Genomic DNA, 19618 nt, shown 5'->3' on the forward strand with positions numbered 1-19618 from the left:
CTCTCCCTTGCCGTAGCGTTGCTACTGTCTGCGGGAGAGACGCCTAGCCAGGAACGGCCTGTGAACCGCTGGTGACGCTGCGGCAGAGTCGTTCTGCGGCAGCTTTTTGCATTGGCGCACCAGGAGATCACCATGGTCGAGAGAGTCATTGCCACCGACGCAGCCCTTGCGCTGATTGCGCAGTTGCAGGCGCAGCATGGCAGCGTCATGTTCCACCAGTCGGGCGGGTGTTGCGACAACAGTGCCGCCAACTGTTACTTGCCCACCGACCTGACCATTGGGGCGGGGGATGTCTTGCTGGGGCATGTGGGCGGCACTCCGTTTTACATCGGTAAATCGCAGTACGAGTACTGGAAGCACACGCAGCTCATTCTGGATGTGATTGACGGGCACGGCGGCACGTTTTCGCTGGAGGGCAGCACCGGCAAGGCTTTCCACACCCGCTCGCGCCTGTTCACGGACGAGGAGTGGGCTGGGATTGAACCGCTGGTCGCCCGCGATCTGGCGTGATGTGAGGCGGTGCTCTCTTCACGCGCCGTCGCCGGCGTTGCCCGTGATCGGCAGCACCGTGCCGGTGATGTAGCTGGAGCAGCACGGCGCTGCAAGAAACACGTAGGCGGGTGAAATCTCCTCGGGCTGCGCCGGGCGGCCCAGGTGGGTCTTTGCACCAAATTTTTCGATGTCGTCTGGCGCCTTGTCCGCTGGGTTGAGCGGAGTCCATACCGGCCCGGGGGCGACAGCGTTCACGCGGATTCCTTGGTCGGCCAGGTTGTGGGCCAGGGCCTTGGTGAACGCATGGATGGCCCCTTTGGTGGCCGAGTAGTCGATCAGTTCCTTGCTGCCGCGCAGCCCGGTGACGGAGCCGGTGTTGATGATCGAGTCACCCCGGTGCAGGTGGGGCAGGGCTGCCTTGGCCATGTGGAAGTAGCCGTAGATATTGGTCTGGAACGTTTCGTCAAAACGCTCGGCCGTCAGTTCTTCCAGGGATGCCGCATGCTCCTGGAATGCCGCGTTGTTGACCAGCACATTGAGCTTGCCAAATGCGGTGATCACCTGCCGCACGGCATCCGCGCAGTACGCAGCGTCGTTGACGTCGCCGGGGATCAGAATGCACCGGCCGCCTTCGGCCTCCACCAGCTGGCGAGTCTGCTCGGCATCTGCATGTTCCGCCAGGTACGCAATGGCAACGTCCGCGCCCTCGCGGGCAAACAGCACGGCCACCGCGCGGCCAATGCCCGAGTCACCGCCAGTCACCAGGGTAGAGAACCCTTTGAGTTTGTCGCTGCCCCGATAGTGGGCTGCCTCGAACTGGGGCTTGAGTTCCATGTCCGCCTCCAGGCCCGGTTTGGCGAGGTGCTGGTCGGGCAGCGGAGGTGCCGGTTCCGCGTGACCCGGCCCCGGTGCCGCAGGGCTGCCTTTGCCCTGCGTGGGTCGTGCCTTGCTCTTTGGAGGCTGGTGTGTGTCGTGGCGGTCCTGCTCGGTCTGGATCCGCCTCTGCTTCTGGACCGTTGCATGGACCGCTGTGTCGGAAGGGGGCGTTTTGGATGTGTTCATGGCAGAGGGTGCTGGCTCAATGAATGAAAGAAAAACGAAGCGCAGGGGTGTGGCGCGCTGAATGAAGGCCGCAACAGGGGCAAAAAGTAAGGCCGCGCTGCTTCCGGGGTGGAGGCAGCGCGGCCCGAGGTCACAAGGCGGACGCCCACCGCCGGCTTGCGGCTTGGCGTGCGCCCGTTTGGCCTGCATCAGTCTCACGGCAAGGCGCCGCTCGACGGATCAGCGCTGGTTCTGGGGTGTGCGGCGGGAAGAATCGCCATGTTGCTCACGGCTTCCCTGATTGCCGCTGGAGCCCGAAGGGTCGTTCTGCCCCTGCTGGCGGTTGCCGGATGGATCGTTGCTTTGCTCGGCCTGCCGGCTGCCCTGATTCTTGCGCTGGGAGTCGTTGTTGTCGGTGTGCTGGTTCTGGCCTTGAGGGTTGTTGCTGGACATTGATATCTCCTGGTGAAAGAAAAGAAAAATTGCACACGGGGGGCCGTGTGTGAATTCATTCTCAAAATGCACCAGGGCAATTTCTGTAGTCCCTGTCCTATAGGCGGGTCGTCCTTTTTCCATCTGCCGTAAGCAAACGCACACCAGGTTTCCGCATCTTGCGAGGCGCGCAAAGGTGCGTGGGGCGTGTGATTATTCTGGATAGTGCAGCGTGGCGCTTTGGCGGTGCTGGCGGGAAGGGCGGGGCGCGTGCGCGAAAGTGCGCCGTTCATTTCTCGCCTGACTATGCGCAACTGCTGCGAGGGTGGTGGATGGCTTAAGTGCTATAAAAATAATAGCTGTTTGCGATTATCCATCAAGCGCTAGGGCCCTATTGCACTCTAAATTTGATGCGCAATCCGACCAACCTGGAGGCGCACCACCACCAGCGCGCTTCCCGTGCCGCCGGCCTACGGACCGGCGGCGATGCAGCTCAGTAGGTCTCCAGGTGCAACCGTCCTTCGCGCTGGAGTGCGGCGCCCACAGCGTCCCACTCCAGGCCGGCTTCGCTGGCGATGTCGCGCAGGGCCATCACCACGCCTTCTTCCATGCTCTTCAGGCCACAGACATAGAAGTGGCTGTTGCCGTCGCGCAGCAGCGCAGCCAGGTCAGCGGCGCGCTCGCGCATCAGGTCTTGCACATAGCGCTTGGGCTGCCCGGCGGTGCGGGAGAACGCCAGGTTGATGTCGATGAAATCCTTGGGGAGGTTTTGCAGTGGGCCAAAGTACGGCAGCTCCTGCTGCGTGCGTGCGCCGAAGAACAGCATGAGCTTGCCGCCTTCAAACTTGCCGCTGCTGCGCAGGCGCCGACGCCATTCGGTCATCGCGCGCATGGGGGCGCTGCCGGTGCCGGTGCAGATCATCACGATGTGCGAGCGCGGGTGGTTGGGCATCAGGAAGGAGCTTCCAAACGGCCCCACCACCTGGACCTTATCGCCCACTTTCAGGTCGCACACGAAGTTGGAAGCGATGCCGCGCACGGCGTTGCCGTCGTGGTCGGTGGTCACGCGCTTTACCGTGAGCGCCAAGTTGTTATAGCCGGGCCGCTCGCCATTGCGCGGGCTGGCGATGGAATACTGGCGCGCGTGGTGCGCCTTGCCCAGCGCGTCGGTGCCGGGCGGGATGATGCCGATGGACTGCCCCTCCAGCACCGGGAACGGCATGCTGCCGAAGTCGAGCACCACGTGGTGCGTCTCGCTCTCAAAGCCCGCCTCGGTGCAGTTGAAGTTGCCAACCACGGTGGCGGTGGTGGGGCTCCTCGGGGGGAACAGGTTGGTGTAGGGGTGTGCGGCCGACCAGGGTGGCACCGTGGCGCCGTACTGCGCCGAGCGGAACGTCTGCGTGCCCGGCTCCATGGGCGTGGTCGGTGCAGCCGCTGCGGACGGCAGCTTTGTATCCCCGGCTGAAGTCGCCACGCCCTCGGCAGCCAGTTCATCGGGCGTGAGTTCGGGCGGCAGTTCTTCCCAGGTGAGCTGTTCTTCGATGCTGTAGGCGCGCGCCAGCGGCATGGTGCGCCAGTTGTCGATGGAGCCGGTGGGGCAGGGCGAGATGCAGGCCATGCAGCCGTTGCACACATCGGCGCGCACCACGTAGTTGTTGTCGTCGTGTGTGATGGCACCCACCGGGCAGGTGGCCTCGCAGGTGTTGCAGCGGATGCAGATCTCGGGGTCGATCAGGTGCTGCTTCAGGATGCCGTTGTCGATCAGCGTGGTGGTGGTCATGCCCATATTCTTCTTCCAACAGTTGTTCCGGTGCCATGTCCCTGCGCCATTGCGCGCAGCGGTAAGCAGTGGCGCGACCTGATGCCAGTGCCACCGCGGAACCGGCTTTGCCGGGCCGCTGGAGGCGTCCCCTTCAGGGGGAAAACGCGCAGCGGCTCAGGGGGATCAACCAAACCGCACGTATTCGAAATCGACGGGCTGGCGGTTGATGCCCATGACCGGCGGCGCGATCCAGCCCGCAAACTTGCCGGGCTCCACCACGCGCCCCATCAGAGAGGCAACGAAGGCAAAGTCCTCGGGCGTGGGCAGCCACTCGGCCTTGCGGGCTGTCCATTCGGCTTCGCTCACCACGCGGCCGTCGGGTGACATCTTGATGCCCGCCAGCGCCCCGATCTGGCGGTTGAAGGCCTTGTGTGGCACGGCCAGGCGCGTGGGGATGCCGGCCTTTTCCAGCACCTTGTTCCAGCGGCCTACGCCCGCCATCGAGTCCTTGATGAAGTCGTCGCGCAGCACCTCGTTCAAGGCGTTGAGCATGGGCACTTCCTTCTCCTGCAACTGGCCGTTGACAACTTCCAGCACCTTGTAGGTCTGGCCCTTGAGGATGTGGTCGTCACTCCGCTTGCCCTCTTCGTAGCGGCCCTTGAGGCCGGAGCTATAGAACGTGGCGGCGTTGCTGGACTGGTCGGCACCGAACAGGTCGATGGTTACGCTGTAGTGGAAGTTCAGGTAACGCTGGATGGTAGGCAGGTCGATGGCGCCGGCCGCGCGCACCCGGGCGGGGTCGTCGGTCTTGAGGTCGTTCATCACCTGCGCGGTGCGGCTGAGCACGCGCGAGATGCCGCTTTCGCCCACAAACATGTGGTGCGCCTCTTCGGTCAGCATGAACTTGGTGGTGCGCGCCAGCGGGTCGAAGGCACTCTCGGCCAGCGCTGCCAGCTGGAACTTGCCGTCACGGTCGGTGAAGTAGGTGAACATGAAGAACGCCAGCCAGTCGGGCGTCTTCTCGTTGAACGCGCCCAGGATGCGTGGGTTGTCCACGTCGCCCGAGGTGCGCTGCAGCAGTGCCTCGGCCTCTTCGCGGCCATCGCGGCCAAAGTGCTTGTGCAGCAGGTAGACCATGGCCCACAGGTGGCGGCCTTCTTCCACATTGATCTGGAACAGGTTGCGCAGGTCGTACATGCTGGGCGCCGTCAGGCCCAGGTGGCGCTGCTGCTCGACCGAGGCGGGCTCGGTGTCGCCCTGCGTCACGATGATGCGGCGCAGGTTGGCGCGGTGCTCGCCGGGCACGTCTTGCCAGGCCTTTTCACCCTTGTGGTCGCCAAAGTGGATTTCGCGGTTGGTGTCACCGGGGTTTAAAAAGATGCCCCAGCGGTAGTCGCGCATCTTCACGTGGCCGAACTGCGCCCAGCCGTTGGGGTCCACGCTCACGGCGGTGCGCAGGTACACCTCGTGGTTGGTGGAGCCCTCGGGGCCCACGTCGTCCCACCAGTTGATGAAGTTGGGCTGCCAGCCTTCGAGCGCGCGCTGCAACGTGCGGTCTTCGCCGAGGTTGACGTTGTTGGGGATCTTCTCGCTGTAGTTGATGGTGCTCATGGATGTCTCCTCGTTGGATGGAAAACCGAACGGTCGGGGTTGGGGCTAGACGCGATTCAAGTCGAAACCGGCTTTCTGGCCCGTGCCATAGACCTTGAGCGCGCCTTTGTCACCCACGGCGTTCGGGCGGTTGAAGATCCAGTTCTGCCAGGCGGTCAGGCGGCCGAAGATGCGGGTGTTCATGTTCTCCTTGCTGGCAAAGCGCAGATTGGCCTCCAGCCCGGTGAGCGAGTCGGGCGACATGGCCGCGCGTTCTTCGATGGCGATGCGGATCTCGTCGTCCCAGTCGATGTCATCCGGGGCGGCGGTGACCAGTCCGAGTGCAAGCGCGGCATCGGCGTCCAGTGGCTTGCCGGCGGCCGAGCGGGCTGCCTCCATGGGCGTGGCTTCTTCGTAAAAGCGGCGTTGCAGGCGGCTCTGGTCGTTCACCATCGGCAGCAGGCCGAAGTTGAATTCGTTGAGCGTGATCTTGGGCGCGCGCTCGGCATCGTCGGGCAGGGCGAGCATGTAGGTGCGGTCGGCCGCAAACGCCAGTTCTGCCAAGGAGCCTGCAAAGGCCGAGCCGGATTCGACCAGCGCAAACAGGCTGCGCGACGACACATCCAGCCGCGCAAAGGTGCGGCGCAGTGCGCCAATGGTTTCGCGCACGAGCCAGTGGTCCTGGTGCGCGATCAGCGTGGCATCGCTGGCCAGCACGGCCTGGGCATCACCTTCGGTCTTGAGCAGCCAGGTGCCGATATCGAGCTCGTTGGTACGCAGGTTCAGGATGGCATCGTCCAGCTGACGCGCCAGGGCCAGCGGCCACCAGGCGGCGCCTGCGGCTTCGATGCCAGCGATGTCCGTGGGTTGCGCGCCGGTGGGGACCTTCAGCGTGAGCGTGGCGGTGCGGCGGGTGCGGTCGATGTCCACGCTGACGTGTGCGTAGCGCAGGCTGTCGGCACTTTCTTCGCGCTCCACGCGGGTCAGGGACACGCCCCGTGCGTTTGCAGGGCGGGGGCTGCCGTCGGCCAGGCGTGCGGCGGTCTCATCGACGGTGGCGGCAAATTGCGCGGGCTTGGCGATGCGGTCCACCAGGCGCCAGTCCACCGCGCGCTGGCCGCGCACACCTTCCACGCTGGTGCAGAAGATGTCGGCCAGGTCGTGGCGCACATGGCGCTTGTCGGTCACGCGGGTCAGGCCGCCAGTGCCGGGCAGCACGCCCAGCAGCGGCACTTCAGGCAAAGACACGGCCGACGAGCGGTCGTCCACCAGCACGATCTCGTCGCAGGCCAGGGCCAGCTCGTAGCCTCCGCCCGCGCATGCGCCATTCACGGCGGCGACGAACTTCAGGCCCGAGTGTTTGGACGAATCCTCGATGCCGTTGCGCGTCTCATTCGTGAACTTGCAGAAGTTCACCTTCCAGGCGTGGCTGGAGACACCCAGCATGAAGATGTTGGCGCCCGAGCAAAAGATGCGGTCTTTGGCGCTGGTGACGATGACGGTGCGCACCGTGGGGTGTTCGAAGCGGATGCGGTTGAGTGCGTCGTGTAGCTCGATGTCCACACCCAGGTCATAGCTGTTGAGCTTGAGCTTGTAGCCGGGGCGGATGCCACCGTCTTCGGCGATGTCGAGCGACAGGCGCGCCACCGGGCCGTCTACGGCCAGCGTCCAGTGGCGATATTGGGTGGGATCGGTGCGGTAGTCCACGCGGGTGGGGGCGGGTGTGGTCATGGGGTCTCCATCCATCTGCTAACAGGAATAATAGTGCATTAAATGCATCGTTGATGTGCATCATCGTGCATATCAATAGGCAAGTCAATGCATGTCGCTGTTTTCTGCGGATTTTTCTGAAACCACGCGGCGGCAGCCCCGGAGAGCTTCGAGGCTGTGGGCTGGTGGTGGGGAGGAGGTCAGGCTGGCCGGGCGGTCATCAGCTTGCGCACTCCGGTGCGCAGTTGCTGCAGGCTTTCTTCCAGGCTGCTCCCGGAGGTGTCGATGGTGAGGTCGGCTTTGGAATAGAAGGCCGCGCGCCCTTCCAGGATGCGGCGCAGGTCGTCCATGGCCTCCTTGCTGGCGGCCATGGGGCGCATATCGCCCTGGGCCAGCACGCGGCCCATGTGTTCCTCGGGCGCGGCGCGCAGCCACACGGTGGTGCAGTGCGCGAGCAGCTCGTTGAAGGTGGCGGGGTCCGAGACGATGCCACCGGGCGTGGCGATAACCACTTCGCTGTGGATCTGCACGGTTTCTTCGAGGGCGCGGCGTTCGTAGCGGCGGTAGGCCGTGGTGCCGTACAGGTCGTGGATCTCCCGCACGCTGCAGCCCGCCAGGGTTTCGATCTCGCGGCTCAGCTCAATAAAGGGCACGTCCAGGTCGCGCGCCAGCAGGGGGCCCAGGGTGGATTTGCCCGCGCCCCGCAAGCCAATGAGTGCGATGCGCCTATGGCGTGCCGTGTCGCTGCCACCGCCGCTCAACAGTTCGTGCAGCGCCAGCCGCGCACGGCGCAGCTCGGGCTCGCTGCGGTGCTCCAGCAGCTCCCGGATCAGCAACCATTCCGGCGAGCGTGTGGTGAAGTCGCCCACCAGCTCGGCCAGCGAGCAGTGCAGGGCGCCTGCCACTTGCTGAAGCACCAGGATGGACGCGTTGCCGGTGCCGTATTCGAGGTTGGCCAGGTGCCGCTCGGACACATCGGCCGCCACCGCCACGGCCTTGCGCGTGAGGCCGCGCTGTGCGCGCAGGTTGCGCGCGCGCTCGCCCAGCGCGACCAGCAGGGGGTTCTTGGCCTCTTCCGCAGCCCCCGGCATGTTGTCGGCAGGCGTGGAGAGCGCGGTTTCTGCGTCTTCTTGTTCGGTCATGCCCATCTTTCTTGGAACAGGTTCTTACAGCCCATTGGCGGGTATTGGTGGGTAGTGGCAGGTCGAGCGCACTCTGGGGCGCCTCACCACGGCGCATTTCCACCCCGTCGGTGAAAACAATTTATGCACTATAGTGCTTGACATTCAGCCATGCATTACCTATCGTTCATGTGCAAGCAAAATACTGCACATCTGAAAAATCCACAAGGATACAGATCAAAAAGGTGTGCGGGCCCCCATTTTCCTAGCCCCCGAGAAGCCATGCCCCACAAAGCCGCATTTCATCAAGCCCTGGTGGATCTGACCGCGCAGATCGCCGGGCGACCTCTGGATTCCGAACTGCAGGACTGGCTCAACCAGACCCACGGGCCTGACAGCGCTGCCTATGCAGGGCTCAAAGCGGCCTGCCTGGTGGGCGTGAAAGAGGGGTGGCTGTGCGATCGCGAAGGTGGCGGCATCCGCTACGGCCGCGTCTTCAAGGCTGACGATGCATTGCACCGCTTTTCCGTCGATGTGGTGGACATGCAGGACATTGCGGGCCCTCACCACAGCCACCCTCTGGGGGAAATCGATTTGATCATGCCGCTCACGGCCGGTGCCACCTTCGACGGGCACCCCGCTGGGTGGTGCGTCTATCCACCGGCCAGCGCCCACCGCCCCACGGTGGCTCAAGGGCGTGCGCTGGTGCTCTATCTGCTGCCGGAAGGGCAGATCCAGTTCACACGTTAAAGCGGTCCCTTCTTTCTCGCGCTTCTCGCCATCCCGATCCCTTTTATTGAAAGACCTGCATGACTGAACTTCTGGCCAACTTTGCCGCTGGACGCTGGCAAACCGGAAACGGCCCGGGCACCGTGCTCAGCGACCCGGTGTTGGGCGACGCGCTGGTGCGCGTCGATTGCACGGGGTTGGATTTGCCGGAAGCCTTTGCCTTTGCACGGGATCGCGGCGGCGCCGCCTTGCGCGCCATGACCTACCGTGAGCGGGCCGCGCTACTGGCGGCGGTGGTGAAGGTACTGCAGGCACACCGTGAGAGTTACTACGACATTGCAACCGCCAACTCTGGCACGTTGAAGAACGATTCGGCGGTGGACATCGACGGCGGCATCTTCACCCTTGGCCAGTACGCGCGGTGGGGCGATGCGCTGGGTGATGTGCGGGTGCTGCGCGATGGCGACGCGGTCAAGCTGGGCAAGGAGCCGGTCTTTTTGTCGCAGCACCTGCAGGTGCCCACGCGGGGTGTGGCGCTGTTCATCAATGCCTTCAACTTTCCGGCCTGGGGGCTGTGGGAGAAGGCGGCGCCTGCGTTGCTGTCTGGCGTCCCGGTGATCGTCAAGCCCGCCACTGCCACGGCCTGGCTCACGCAGCGCATGGTGAAGGATGTGATCGATGCGGGCGTACTGCCCGCGGGGGCGCTGTCGGTCATCGCGGGCAGCTCTGCGGGTTTGATGGACCAGCTGCAGCCTTTCGATGTGGTCTCCTTCACGGGCTCGGCGGAAACTGCGGGCGTCATCCGGTCGCACCCGGCCGTGGCGCACCGCTCGGTGCGGGCCAATATCGAGGCCGACAGCCTGAACTCCGCCCTCCTGCTGACCGACGCCACCGTGGGCAGCGATGCCTTCAACCTGCTGGTGCGTGAAGTGGTGCGCGAGATGACGGTCAAGTCCGGGCAGAAGTGCACGGCGATCCGCCGCATTTTGGTGCCCGCCGCGGTATACGACGCTGCGGCCGAGGCCATCGGTGCCAAGCTCGCAGGCATCAGCGTGGGCAACCCGCGCAACGAGAGCGTGCGCATGGGTTCCCTGGTCAGCGCCGCGCAATTGCACGCGGTGCGCGAAGGTCTGGCCGCTTTGAGCGCCCACACCGACCTGCTGCACGATGGCCGCGCACGCCCGCTGGTGGATGCCGACCCTGCCGTAGCGGCCTGCATGGGGCCGGTGCTGCTGGGTGCACGCGATGCCGATGCAGCATCTGCGGTGCATGACATGGAAGTATTCGGCCCTGTCGCCACGCTACTGCCCTACCGTGACCTGGACCATGCCCTGGCGCTGGCGCACAGGGGCCAAGGATCGCTGGTGACCTCGCTGTTTGGTGCTGACGAGGCAGCCTTGGCAGCTGCGGCCGTGCAGCTGGCCGCGAGCCACGGGCGTGTGCATGTCGTCACACCCGATGTGGCGCAGGCTCACACAGGGCACGGCAATGTGATGCCCATGTCGCAGCACGGGGGGCCGGGGCGCGCTGGTGGTGGTGCAGAGCTGGGCGGCTTGCGTGCGCTCGACTTTTACCACCAGCGCAGTGCGGTGCAAGCCAGCCCAGGTGTGTTGGCATCGCTCGGTCTATGAGGCCTGCCAAGGCCTGTGAATTACCCAGAACAATACGGAGACATCCCCATGACCAGCCTGCCAGAGCGATTCAATTTCGCCGAACATCTGTTCGACCTGAACCGGGCGCATGCCGAGCGCACAGCCTACATCGACGACCGGGGCCACCTGAGCTATGGCGATCTGGAAGACCGCGCCCGGCGGCTGGCCAGCGTGCTGGCTGAGGCGGGGGTGCGGCGCGAAGAGCGGGTGCTGCTGCTGATGCACGACACCAGCGACTGGCCCGTGTGCTTTCTGGGCTGCCTGTATGCAGGGGTGGTGCCGGTGGCGGTCAACACCCTGCTGACCGCGGATGACTATGCCTACATGCTGGCGCACAGCCGGGCGCAGGCGGCGCTGGTATCGGGGGCCTTGCTGCCTGTATTGTCCGAGGCCATGGCGCGCGGTCCTCATGAAGTGGGCACGCTGCTGGTATCGCTGCCGGTGGGCAAGCTGCATGCGGGCGCCCGCGATCTGGAGGCGGCCTTGAACAGTGCGTCTCCGGTGGCCGCACCAGCGCCCACCGGCGCGGACGACCCGGGCTTCTGGCTTTATTCGTCGGGCTCTACGGGCAAGCCCAAGGGCACGGTGCACACCCACGGCAACCTGTGGTGGACGGCCGAGTTGTATGGCAAGCCGGTGCTCGGCCTCACCCAGCAGGACGTCTGTTTCTCAGCCGCAAAGCTGTACTTCGCCTACGGCCTGGGCAATGCGCTCACCTTCCCGCTGTCCGTGGGCGCCACTGTGGTGCTGATGGCCGAGCGGCCCACGCCCGATGCCACCTTCAAGCGCTGGGTGGACCACCAGCCCACGGTGTTTTTTGGCGCGCCTACAGGCTTCGCGGGCATGCTCGCATCACCCCGGTTGCCAGCGCGTGCGGCGGTGGCGTTGCGCATGTGCTCCTCGGCAGGCGAGGCGCTGCCCGCAGAGATTGCGCAGCGCTTCAAGGCGCACTTTGGCTGCGACATCATCGATGGCATTGGCTCCACCGAGATGCTGCACATCTTTTTGTCCAACCGCCCGGGCGACATCCGTTATGGCACCACCGGCAAGCCCGTGCCGGGCTACGAGGTGCAACTACTTGGCGAGGACGGCCAGAGCGTGCCCGACGGCGAGGTGGGCGACCTCTACATCCGAGGCCCCAGCGCTGCTTTGATGTACTGGAACAACCGCGAGAAGACGCGCGACACCTTCCAGGGCGGGTGGACCAAAAGCGGCGACAAGTATGTGCGCGACGCGGACGGCTATTACACCTACGCAGGCCGCAGCGACGACATGCTCAAGGTCAGCGGCATCTACGTCTCGCCGTTCGAGGTGGAGGCCACGCTGATGCAGCACACCGCCGTGCTGGAGGCCGCCGTGATCGGCAAGCAGGACGCAGACGGCCTTACCAAGACGAAGGCGTTTGTGGTGCTCAAGGATGGCAAGGCCGCGACGCAGGACGAGCTCAAAGCCTTCGTGAAGGAGAAACTCGCGCCCTACAAGTATCCGCGTTTCATCGAGTTCGTACCGGAGCTGCCCAAGACCGCCACGGGCAAGATCCAGCGTTTCAGGCTGCGCGAGCTGGAGTCCCGGGCGTGAACGGGGGCATCAGCGGCGGTACCAGCAGTGCCTGCGAATTCGTCACGATCGACTGGCGCGGTCGGCCGGTGCAGGTGGAATACCAGTGGATCGCGCCCGAGCGCCGTTCCGCACCTTTGGTGGTGTTCTTGCACGAAGGGCTGGGTTCGGTGGCGATGTGGAAGGACTTCCCGCAGCAGCTTTGCGAGGCGGGAGGCTTTCGGGGTCTGGTGTTCTCGCGGCCGGGGTATGGGCGCTCCACACCACGAGCGCCCGACGAAGCCTGGGGTGTGGACTTCATGCACCGGCAGGCGCGGGAGGTATTGCCTGCTTTTTTGGAGGCTGTGGGCGTTAACGAGCCACCTTGGTTTTTTGGCCACAGTGATGGCGCATCCATTGCCTTGCTGTATGCATCGATGTTCCCGCAGCGGGTCAGCGGTCTGGTGGTGTTGGCGCCCCACCTCTTTGTGGAGGATGTGACCATCCAGAACATCGAGCAGGCGCGGGATGCCTACGAGACCACCGACCTGCCCCGCAAGCTGGGCCGTTACCACGACGACCCGGACTCCGCTTTCTGGGGCTGGAACCGCATCTGGCTCGACCCGACATTTCGCGCGTGGAACATCGAAAAAGAGCTGGGCACCGTGTGTGTGCCCGTGCTGGCTGTGCAGGGGCTCAATGACGAGTACGGCACGCTGGCCCAGATCCACGGCATTGCCGCCCGTGTGCCCGGAACGCAGCTGCTGGAACTGTCCGATTGCGCGCATTCACCCCACCGCGATCGTTCCGACGATGTGATCGCTGCGACCTTGGCGTTCGTGATGGCAGCAGGCCGAAATCAGTGAACACCCGATAGGCCTGCACCTGCGCCCATCGAACGCCGCGCCGGCCCTTACTCCACTCTGCGGCGCAGTTCTTCCAGGTTCACCACGGTGATACCGCCGTACTCGATCTGCAGCACACCCCCGGCCTCCAGGCGCTTGAGTGCAGCGTTGCAGCGCTGGCGCGAGACACCGGACAGATTGGCGATTTCCTCCTGCGATACCTGCAGGTGAGGGTCGCTGCCAGGGTGCAGCCAGGGATGGAAAAGACCTGCCAGCGCCCGCGCCACCTGGCTGTCCGTGTCCAGCAGGTGGTGGGCCGTGAAATTGCCCAGAAACCAGTGCATGCGCTCGTTGATCTGGCGCAGCAGAAAGTGGTCAAAACTGCGCTGGGTGGCGTGCAGCCATTCAAAGGTGTCCACGGGTAAAAGCGCAACCCGGCTGGGGCGCAGCGCAATGATGTCCGCCGTGCGCGGCACGCCACGCAGCAGGGTTCCTTCACCAAACCAGCTGCCTGCAGAAAGACCGCCGAGGGTCACCGAGCGCCCGTTGTCCGAGGTCACCGTCCACTTGAGCAGTCCTTCAACGGCACCGTACCAGTGCAGGGGTACGTCGCCGCGCCGGCACAGGGCGCTGCCCTGGGCCACTTCGACTTCACGCAGGTCGTCCAGGACGCGTCGCTGTGCGCTCTCGTCCAGCAAGGGAAACCAGGCTGAGTTTTTCAGGAGATCGGCGACCGTCGGCGGCGCCAGTTTGACCAGCATGGTGTGAGGCTCCAGAGTGAAGGAGAAAGGCGTCCTCGTATACCCTGAGTCCAAATGTCATCGCGATGACTGAGTATGCAGACGCTAAAAAAAAATAATGGGTGCATTACCATTTTCCACCAGTCCATGTCATGACAAAGCGCAAAGTCATCGTCACCATCGCTCCCACCGGTGGCATGGCCCACAAGTCGCAGAACCCGCACCTGCCCACCCAGCCCGGTGAAATTGCCGACGATGTGCAGCGGTGCTGGAACGCAGGGGCCAGCGTGGTGGCCATCCATGCGCGGCGCCCGGATGACGGCGCCACTTGCAACGCAGATATCTACCGCGACATCAACACCCGCATCCGGGCCAAAGGCTGCGACATCGTCATCAACAACTCTACCGGCGGTGGTGTGCATGGCGACATGGTGCGGCCGCTGTCCGGTGACCGCTGGGAGATCGCCTGGGAAGAGCGCATCAAGGGCATGGATGCGGGGGCCGAGATGTGCACCCTGGATGCCACCACGCTCAATCTGAGCTTTGACGGCCGCGAGATCCTCATGGACACCCCGCTCAGCAAAGGGCGCGAACTGGCACTGGGCATGAAGGCACGCGGCATCAAGCCCGAGTGGGAGGTGTTCAGCCCCACACACATCCTGCAGGATGCCACCACCTTGATCGATGAGGGGCACGACGAGGGCCCGCATTTCATCAACCTCGTGATGAACGTGCACCGCAGCTTCCAGAACGCCATGCCGTATTCGCCGCGCTACCTGCAGATGATGGTGGACACCCTGCCGCGCAGCAGCATCTTTTGCGTGAGTGGCATCGGCCCCTCGCAGCTCGAAGCCAATGTGGCGGCGCTGCTGCTGGGTGGGCATGCCCGCGTGGGGCTGGAGGACAACCTGTATTTCCGCCAGGGCGAACTGGCCACCAATGTGCAGCTGACGGAGCGCATCGTGCGCATCATTCGGGAGCTGGACATGGAGCCCGCTTCGCCGGCAGAGGCCCGCGCCCTCATGGGTCTGCCCCGCGCAGGCGGCGTTCGCCCCGCCTTTGCGATCGATTGAGTTGTTGCGATTTCACCCACCAAGAAAGAGGAGACAGATGATGCAGACACGCCGCCAATTCATGAATCACCTGGGCTATGCAACCGCGCTGGGGACACTGACTCCCTGGAGCGCGATGGCCCAGACGCTGGAGCAGGTGAAGATTTTCTACGGCTTCCCGGCGGGCAGCGCGGGTGACAGCGTGGCGCGCAGGGTGGGTGAGAAGCTGGCGGGTTCGTCCTATACCCGCAATGCCGCCGTGGTGGAGAACAAGCCCGGTGCCGGCGGGCGCATTGCGCTGGAGGCGCTCAAGGGCGCCCCCACCGATGGCAGCGTGCTCACGCTGTCGCCGTTTTCCTGCACGTCCATCTATCCGCACATCTACAGCAAACTCAGTTACGACCCCACGAAAGACTTCGTGCCGGTGTCCATCGCCGCCGTTATGCACCATGGGCTGGCCGTGGGGCCGCTGGTGCCAGCCTCGGTGAAGAACGTGAAGGACTTCCTGGCCTGGGCCAAGGCGAACCCGGGGCAGGCCAACTACGGCTCGCCAGCGGCGGGCTCCACCCCCCATTTCATCGGTGCGCTGCTGGGGCTGAACAACGGTGTGGACCTCAAGCATGTGCCCTACCGGGGCTCCATTCCCGGTGTGACCGATGTGGTGGGTGGGCAGATTGCCTCCATGGTGACGCCCAGCGGCGACTTCATTCCCAACCACAAGGCGGGCAAGCTGCGGTTGATCGCCACCTCTGGCCAGTCGCGTTCGCCGTTCTCGCCCGAGGTGCCCACCTTTGCGGAGCAGGGCTTCCCCGAGCTGACGACCGAGGAGTGGTTTGGCTTCTACGCACCCGCCAAGACACCGGCCAGCGTGGTTGCAGCCGCCAACGCTGCCATCAACACGGCGATCAAGGAAAAGTCGGTGATCGACAGCCTGGCTGTGGTGGGCCTGATTGCCAAGGGCTCCACCGCCGCAGAGATGGCCGCGTCGCAACAGGCGGAGGCAGATCGCTGGGGGCCTCTGGTCAAGAAGATCGGCTTCACGGCCGAGTCCTGAAGGGCACGGACATGGATGCTTCCGTGAACCGGGTGGCGGTGGTTGCCACTGGCGTCATTGGTGCAAGCTGGGCTGCGTATTTTCTCGCCTGGGGGCTGGACGTGGATGCCACCGATCCGTCCCCGGGGGCCGAGCAGCGCCTGCGCGATGCCGTGGCGCAGCATTGGCCGGTGCTCCAACGACAAGGGCTTGCGCCGGGCGCCAGCACGGCACGGCTGCGCTTTCATGCTCGGCTGGAGGACGCCGTGGGGCAGGCGGACTTCGTGCAGGAAAACGGGCCGGAGCGGCTGGACTTCAAGGTGGATCTGCTGCGCCGCATAGACGAAGCCGCACCGCCGCATGCCATCCTGGCTTCCAGCTCTTCAGGGCTGTCTATTACGGCCATGCAGGCCCAGTGCAAACACCCGGAGCGCGTGGTGCTGGGCCATCCGTTCAACCCCCCGCACATGATCCCGCTGGTGGAGGTGGGCGGAGGCGAAAAGACATCGGCCCAGGCGATCACTACCGCGATGGATTTCTACACCGCCATCGGTAAGCGCCCCATCCATGTTCGGCGCGAAATCAAGGGGCACATTGCCAACCGCCTGCAGGCGGCGCTGTGGCGGGAGGCGTTTCATCTGGTCCACGAGGGGGTTGCCAGTGTGAGCGACATCGACACCGCCATTGCCCATGGCCCGGGGCTGCGCTGGGCGCTGATGGGGCCTTTCATGAACTTGCACCTCTCCGGCGGCGAAGGTGGAATCGCCCATTTGCTCGCGCACCTCGGCGGCCCCATCGAAGACTGGTGGCGGGACCTGGGGGCTCCGCAGATGACGCCAGCGCTGCAAAGCCGTGTCGCTGACGGCGTTACGCAGGCGCTTGGAGGGAGAACCAGTGCGGAGCTGGTGGCTGCACGCGACGCCTTGCTGGTAGACCTTCTGCGTGCCAAGCAAGATGCCCGCGTCCTGGACTGAGAGCGGCCAACAGAACCCTGCTGGCGTTGTTGCCGCGTCTTGCCGTACTACCCGTACTGCCTGCGACGCAGCGCCCGGCCAGAACCGCTTCGCTGAGTTTTGTTCGCCGGTCTGAATCCGCTATTGCACCGTGCGTTCCTGCCGCATGGGTTTGTTCGACGGGTTCAACCAAGCGCTTCCAGCAGTGGTGCTGCGCACCGCCGCGCCGCTGGTTAGCGCTGTTTTGCCCATTTTTGTCGCTGCCCCAAGAACACGAGAGACCACCCACACCATGCACCCCGAATTTCTTGGCGATGAAAACCAAATCGCACCGCCCGCCACGGTGTTGGTCCATCAGGACGACGGCTCGTTCGTATTGCGTTCCCCCGTGGCGCTGGGCGCGTATGCGCGCTGCATCGGTGAATGGGTGGAGCAGTGGGCGCGCGAGACACCCCACGCGCTGGCCTTGGCGGAGCGTGACGAGACGGCCGAGCACTGGCGCACCCTGACCTATGGCGAATTGCGCCAGGCTGTGGGCGCCGTTGCGCAGTCATTGCTGGACCTGAAGCTGCCGGCGGGCCGCCCCATCGCCATTCTTTCCGACAACGCGGTAGACCACGCGGTGCTCATGCTGGCGGCGATGCATGTGGGCATCACGCCCTGTTCCTTGTCGAGCGCCTATGCACGATCCCGAGACCCGGGCCGCCTGCACAGCATGCTTGCGGTGCTGGAGCCTTCGCTGGTTTATGCATCGGACGCCTCGGTCTACGCGCCCGCCCTGGCGGGGTACGCGTCCGATGCCGTCAAGGTCTTCAGTCGCCATGCCGAGGCCGTGCCTGGCGCCTTGCCTTTTGCTCAACTGCTCGCGGGCGTGGAAAGCCCGGCCGTGTCGCAGGCGTTTGAGGCCATCCAGCCCGACGACCCTGCCAAGTACCTGTTGACGTCGGGCTCCACGGGCCATCCCAAGGTGGTCATCAACACCCACCGCATGCTATGCGCCAACCAGCAGATGATGGCCCAGACCTGGCGGTTCCTGGCCCACGAAAAGCCTGTGCTGGTGGACTGGCTGCCGTGGAGCCACACCTTTGGCGGCAACCACAACCTCAACATGGTGCTGTGCCATGGGGGCGCGCTCTACATCGATGAAGGGCGGCCCGTGCCAGGGCTTATCGAGAAGACGGTGCGCAACCTGCGCGATGTGAAGCCGACGATGCTCTTCAATGTTCCGCGTGGTTTCGACATGCTGTTGCCGTTTCTGGAGGCAGACGCCGCGCTGGCCGCTGAAATCCTCTCGCGCATGCGCCTGGCGTTCTATGCCGCGGCAGCGCTGGCCCCTTCCACCTGGCAGCGGCTGGAGGCCGTGGCAGCACGCGTGCGGCCCGCGTCGCCGCTGTGGCTGACCACGTCCTGGGGCTCCACGGAGACATCGCCCGCAGTGACCAGCGCCCACTGGCGCATGGAGGGCGCTGGCTGTATCGGTGCGCCGTTGCCCGGGCTTGAACTCAAGCTGGTGCCCAACGGCAGCAAGCTCGAAATGCGGGTCAAGGGTGTATCGGTGTTTCCGGGCTACCGCAATGCACCCTCCGAGACGGCCGCCGCGTTTGACAGCGATGGCTTCTACCGCATCGGTGACGCGGGATACCTGGTGGACCCCGCGCGGCCGGAGGGTGGCGTGGTCTTCAACGGCCGGGTGGCTGAGGATTTCAAGCTCTCCAGTGGGAGCTGGGTGTCGGTGGGCACGCTGCGGGTGGAACTGGTGTCCGAGTTGGCACCCCTGGTGCAGGACATCGTGCTTACGGGCCACAACCGGGACGAAGTGGGCATGCTGGTGTTTCCCTCTGCCGCCGGTGCAGCGGACCGCGCGCGGCTGGACGACGCCCTGCGTGGTGTCATGCAGGCCCGCCGCACTGCTGGCGCGGGTTCATCGCAGTGCCCTGCGCGTGCACTGGTGATGGCGACGCCGCCCGACCCCGATGCTGGAGAAATCACCGACAAGGGCTACATCAACCAGGGCGCTGTGCTCTCGCGCCGTGCTGCACAGGTCGAGCTGCTGCATGCCAGGCCTGCTGCCCCCAACGTGATCTCAATCTGACGGGGTGCCGTGGCAGCGCCTTCTGCGGTTTTTCGAATCCACCCGTAAAAAAGGACCCGCTGCCTTGGGCAACGGGTCCTTTTCTTGCGGAGAAGGAATGATGGGGCATCACCCCGTCACGCCCTTCGCAACGGCTGAGATCAGACCGTGGCGTCCTTGAGCTTCTTCAGCGCGCGGGTCTTGATCTTCACGGCTGCAGGCTTGGCGGGGAACCAGCGCTCTTCACCGGTGAAGGGGTCTTTGCCGAAGCGCTTCTTCTTGGCGGGGATTTGCTGCAGGCCGATTTTCATGAGGCCGGGCAGCGTGAATTCGCCAGAGCCCTTCTTGTGCACCGAACCCAGGATGGTGGCTTCGAGTGCGGCCAGCACGGCCTTGGTGGCCTTGGGTTCCACACCAGCCTGATCGGCCAGGTGGGCGATCAGCGTGGTCTTGTTGAAGGCGGTCTTGATCGGCTTGATGCCTGCAGCCACAGGCTTAGCCACTGGTGCGGCGGCCTTCTTTGCTGCGGGGGCTGCAGCCTTCTTGGCGGCAGGTGCCGCCTTCTTTGCAGCAGCAGGTGCTGCCGCCTTGACGGCCTTCTTCGCGGGCGCTGGAGTCTTTTTTGCAGTTGCCATGATGGTGATTCTTCTTTGTTCAGAGTTGCAATATGCCTCCCCCCAATGAAGGGAAGGTGCGCAATTTTAGGTGCGACTGCGGCATACCGTGCAAAAACGAAGACCCGCCAGCATTAGAGGCTTCTGAGAAGGGCTGTAGAAAGACGCTGCGAGTGAGGGGTCGTGCGCAGTTGGCGTCTGCTGAAGGCCGTGTGTGCTGCGTGCGCTCGCATACATGCATGCAT

General features: G+C 64.6%; 17 protein-coding genes. 9 read left to right on the forward strand and 8 right to left on the reverse strand.

Annotated features, from left to right (window positions below):
* Positions 1–132: 132 nt before the first annotated feature.
* A complete protein-coding gene (locus C8C93_RS24540) occupies positions 133–510 on the forward strand; it encodes a DUF779 domain-containing protein (protein ID WP_121508971.1) in 378 nt (125 codons plus the stop codon).
* Between the two features lie 18 nt (positions 511–528).
* On the opposite strand, the gene C8C93_RS24545 is transcribed toward C8C93_RS24540, so the two are convergent.
* The 6 genes from C8C93_RS24545 to C8C93_RS24570 form a co-directional block, all read right to left on the reverse strand.
* A complete protein-coding gene (locus C8C93_RS24545) occupies positions 529–1554 on the reverse strand; it encodes an SDR family oxidoreductase (protein WP_121508555.1) in 1026 nt (341 codons plus the stop codon).
* Between the two features lie 219 nt (positions 1555–1773).
* A complete protein-coding gene (locus C8C93_RS24550) occupies positions 1774–1986 on the reverse strand; it encodes a hypothetical protein (protein WP_055395311.1) in 213 nt (70 codons plus the stop codon).
* A gap of 472 nt (positions 1987–2458) precedes the next feature.
* Complete coding sequence (boxA, locus tag C8C93_RS24555) at positions 2459–3745, reverse strand: benzoyl-CoA 2,3-epoxidase subunit BoxA (RefSeq protein WP_121508972.1); 1287 nt, start codon at positions 3743–3745, stop codon at positions 2459–2461.
* Positions 3746–3910: 165 nt separating this feature from the next.
* On the reverse strand, positions 3911–5338 hold the full coding sequence (gene boxB / locus C8C93_RS24560) for a benzoyl-CoA 2,3-epoxidase subunit BoxB (RefSeq protein ID WP_121508556.1): 1428 nt from the start codon (positions 5336–5338) through the stop codon (positions 3911–3913).
* 45 nt (positions 5339–5383) lie between these two features.
* On the reverse strand, positions 5384–7048 hold the full coding sequence (boxC, locus tag C8C93_RS24565; RefSeq protein ID WP_121508557.1) for a 2,3-epoxybenzoyl-CoA dihydrolase: 1665 nt from the start codon (positions 7046–7048) through the stop codon (positions 5384–5386).
* Between the two features lie 179 nt (positions 7049–7227).
* Positions 7228–8169, reverse strand: a complete 942-nt coding sequence (locus C8C93_RS24570) for a helix-turn-helix transcriptional regulator (protein ID WP_121508973.1) — start codon at positions 8167–8169, stop codon at positions 7228–7230.
* 261 nt (positions 8170–8430) lie between these two features.
* Here C8C93_RS24570 and C8C93_RS24575 point away from each other — a divergent pair, with 261 nt between their 5' ends.
* Genes C8C93_RS24575 through C8C93_RS24590 form a run of 4 tightly spaced genes read left to right on the forward strand, consistent with a single transcriptional unit; the run spans position 8431 to position 12931 of the window.
* Positions 8431–8898, forward strand: coding sequence for a DUF4863 family protein (locus C8C93_RS24575; RefSeq protein ID WP_121508558.1), 468 nt, complete (start codon positions 8431–8433; stop codon positions 8896–8898).
* A 59-nt stretch (positions 8899–8957) separates the two neighbouring features.
* Complete coding sequence (locus C8C93_RS24580) at positions 8958–10508, forward strand: 3,4-dehydroadipyl-CoA semialdehyde dehydrogenase (protein ID WP_121508559.1); 1551 nt, start codon at positions 8958–8960, stop codon at positions 10506–10508.
* Between the two features lie 48 nt (positions 10509–10556).
* Positions 10557–12107, forward strand: a complete 1551-nt coding sequence (locus C8C93_RS24585) for a benzoate-CoA ligase family protein (protein WP_121508560.1) — start codon at positions 10557–10559, stop codon at positions 12105–12107.
* On the forward strand, positions 12104–12931 hold the full coding sequence (locus C8C93_RS24590; protein ID WP_121508561.1) for an alpha/beta fold hydrolase: 828 nt from the start codon (positions 12104–12106) through the stop codon (positions 12929–12931). Before C8C93_RS24585 ends, C8C93_RS24590 begins: the two co-directional genes overlap by 4 nt.
* 47 nt (positions 12932–12978) lie before the next feature.
* Here C8C93_RS24590 and C8C93_RS24595 read toward each other — a convergent pair whose 3' ends face one another.
* Entirely contained in the window at positions 12979–13671 is a 693-nt protein-coding gene (locus C8C93_RS24595; protein ID WP_121508562.1) for a Crp/Fnr family transcriptional regulator, read from the reverse strand.
* A 131-nt stretch (positions 13672–13802) separates the two neighbouring features.
* On the opposite strand from C8C93_RS24595, the gene C8C93_RS24600 reads away from it, so the two are divergent.
* From C8C93_RS24600 to C8C93_RS24615, 4 genes are all read left to right on the forward strand, one after another.
* Positions 13803–14723: a 3-keto-5-aminohexanoate cleavage protein gene (locus C8C93_RS24600; RefSeq protein WP_121508563.1), complete on the forward strand. Its 921-nt coding sequence runs from the start codon at positions 13803–13805 to the stop codon at positions 14721–14723.
* 40 nt (positions 14724–14763) lie between these two features.
* On the forward strand, positions 14764–15756 hold the full coding sequence (locus C8C93_RS24605; protein WP_121508974.1) for a Bug family tripartite tricarboxylate transporter substrate binding protein: 993 nt from the start codon (positions 14764–14766) through the stop codon (positions 15754–15756).
* A gap of 11 nt (positions 15757–15767) precedes the next feature.
* Positions 15768–16709, forward strand: coding sequence for a 3-hydroxyacyl-CoA dehydrogenase NAD-binding domain-containing protein (locus C8C93_RS24610; RefSeq protein WP_121508564.1), 942 nt, complete (start codon positions 15768–15770; stop codon positions 16707–16709).
* Positions 16710–16980: 271 nt separating this feature from the next.
* Positions 16981–18780 (forward strand): feruloyl-CoA synthase, encoded by a 1800-nt coding sequence (locus C8C93_RS24615; protein ID WP_121508975.1) that lies wholly within the window; start codon positions 16981–16983, stop codon positions 18778–18780.
* A gap of 140 nt (positions 18781–18920) precedes the next feature.
* Here C8C93_RS24615 and C8C93_RS24620 read toward each other — a convergent pair whose 3' ends face one another.
* Positions 18921–19394: an HU family DNA-binding protein gene (locus C8C93_RS24620; protein WP_121508565.1), complete on the reverse strand. Its 474-nt coding sequence runs from the start codon at positions 19392–19394 to the stop codon at positions 18921–18923.
* Positions 19395–19618: the final 224 nt, after the last annotated feature.

This window comes from Acidovorax sp. 93 (assembly GCF_003633835.1).
In the GTDB taxonomy this organism is placed as follows: domain Bacteria; phylum Pseudomonadota; class Gammaproteobacteria; order Burkholderiales; family Burkholderiaceae_C; genus Acidovorax; species Acidovorax facilis.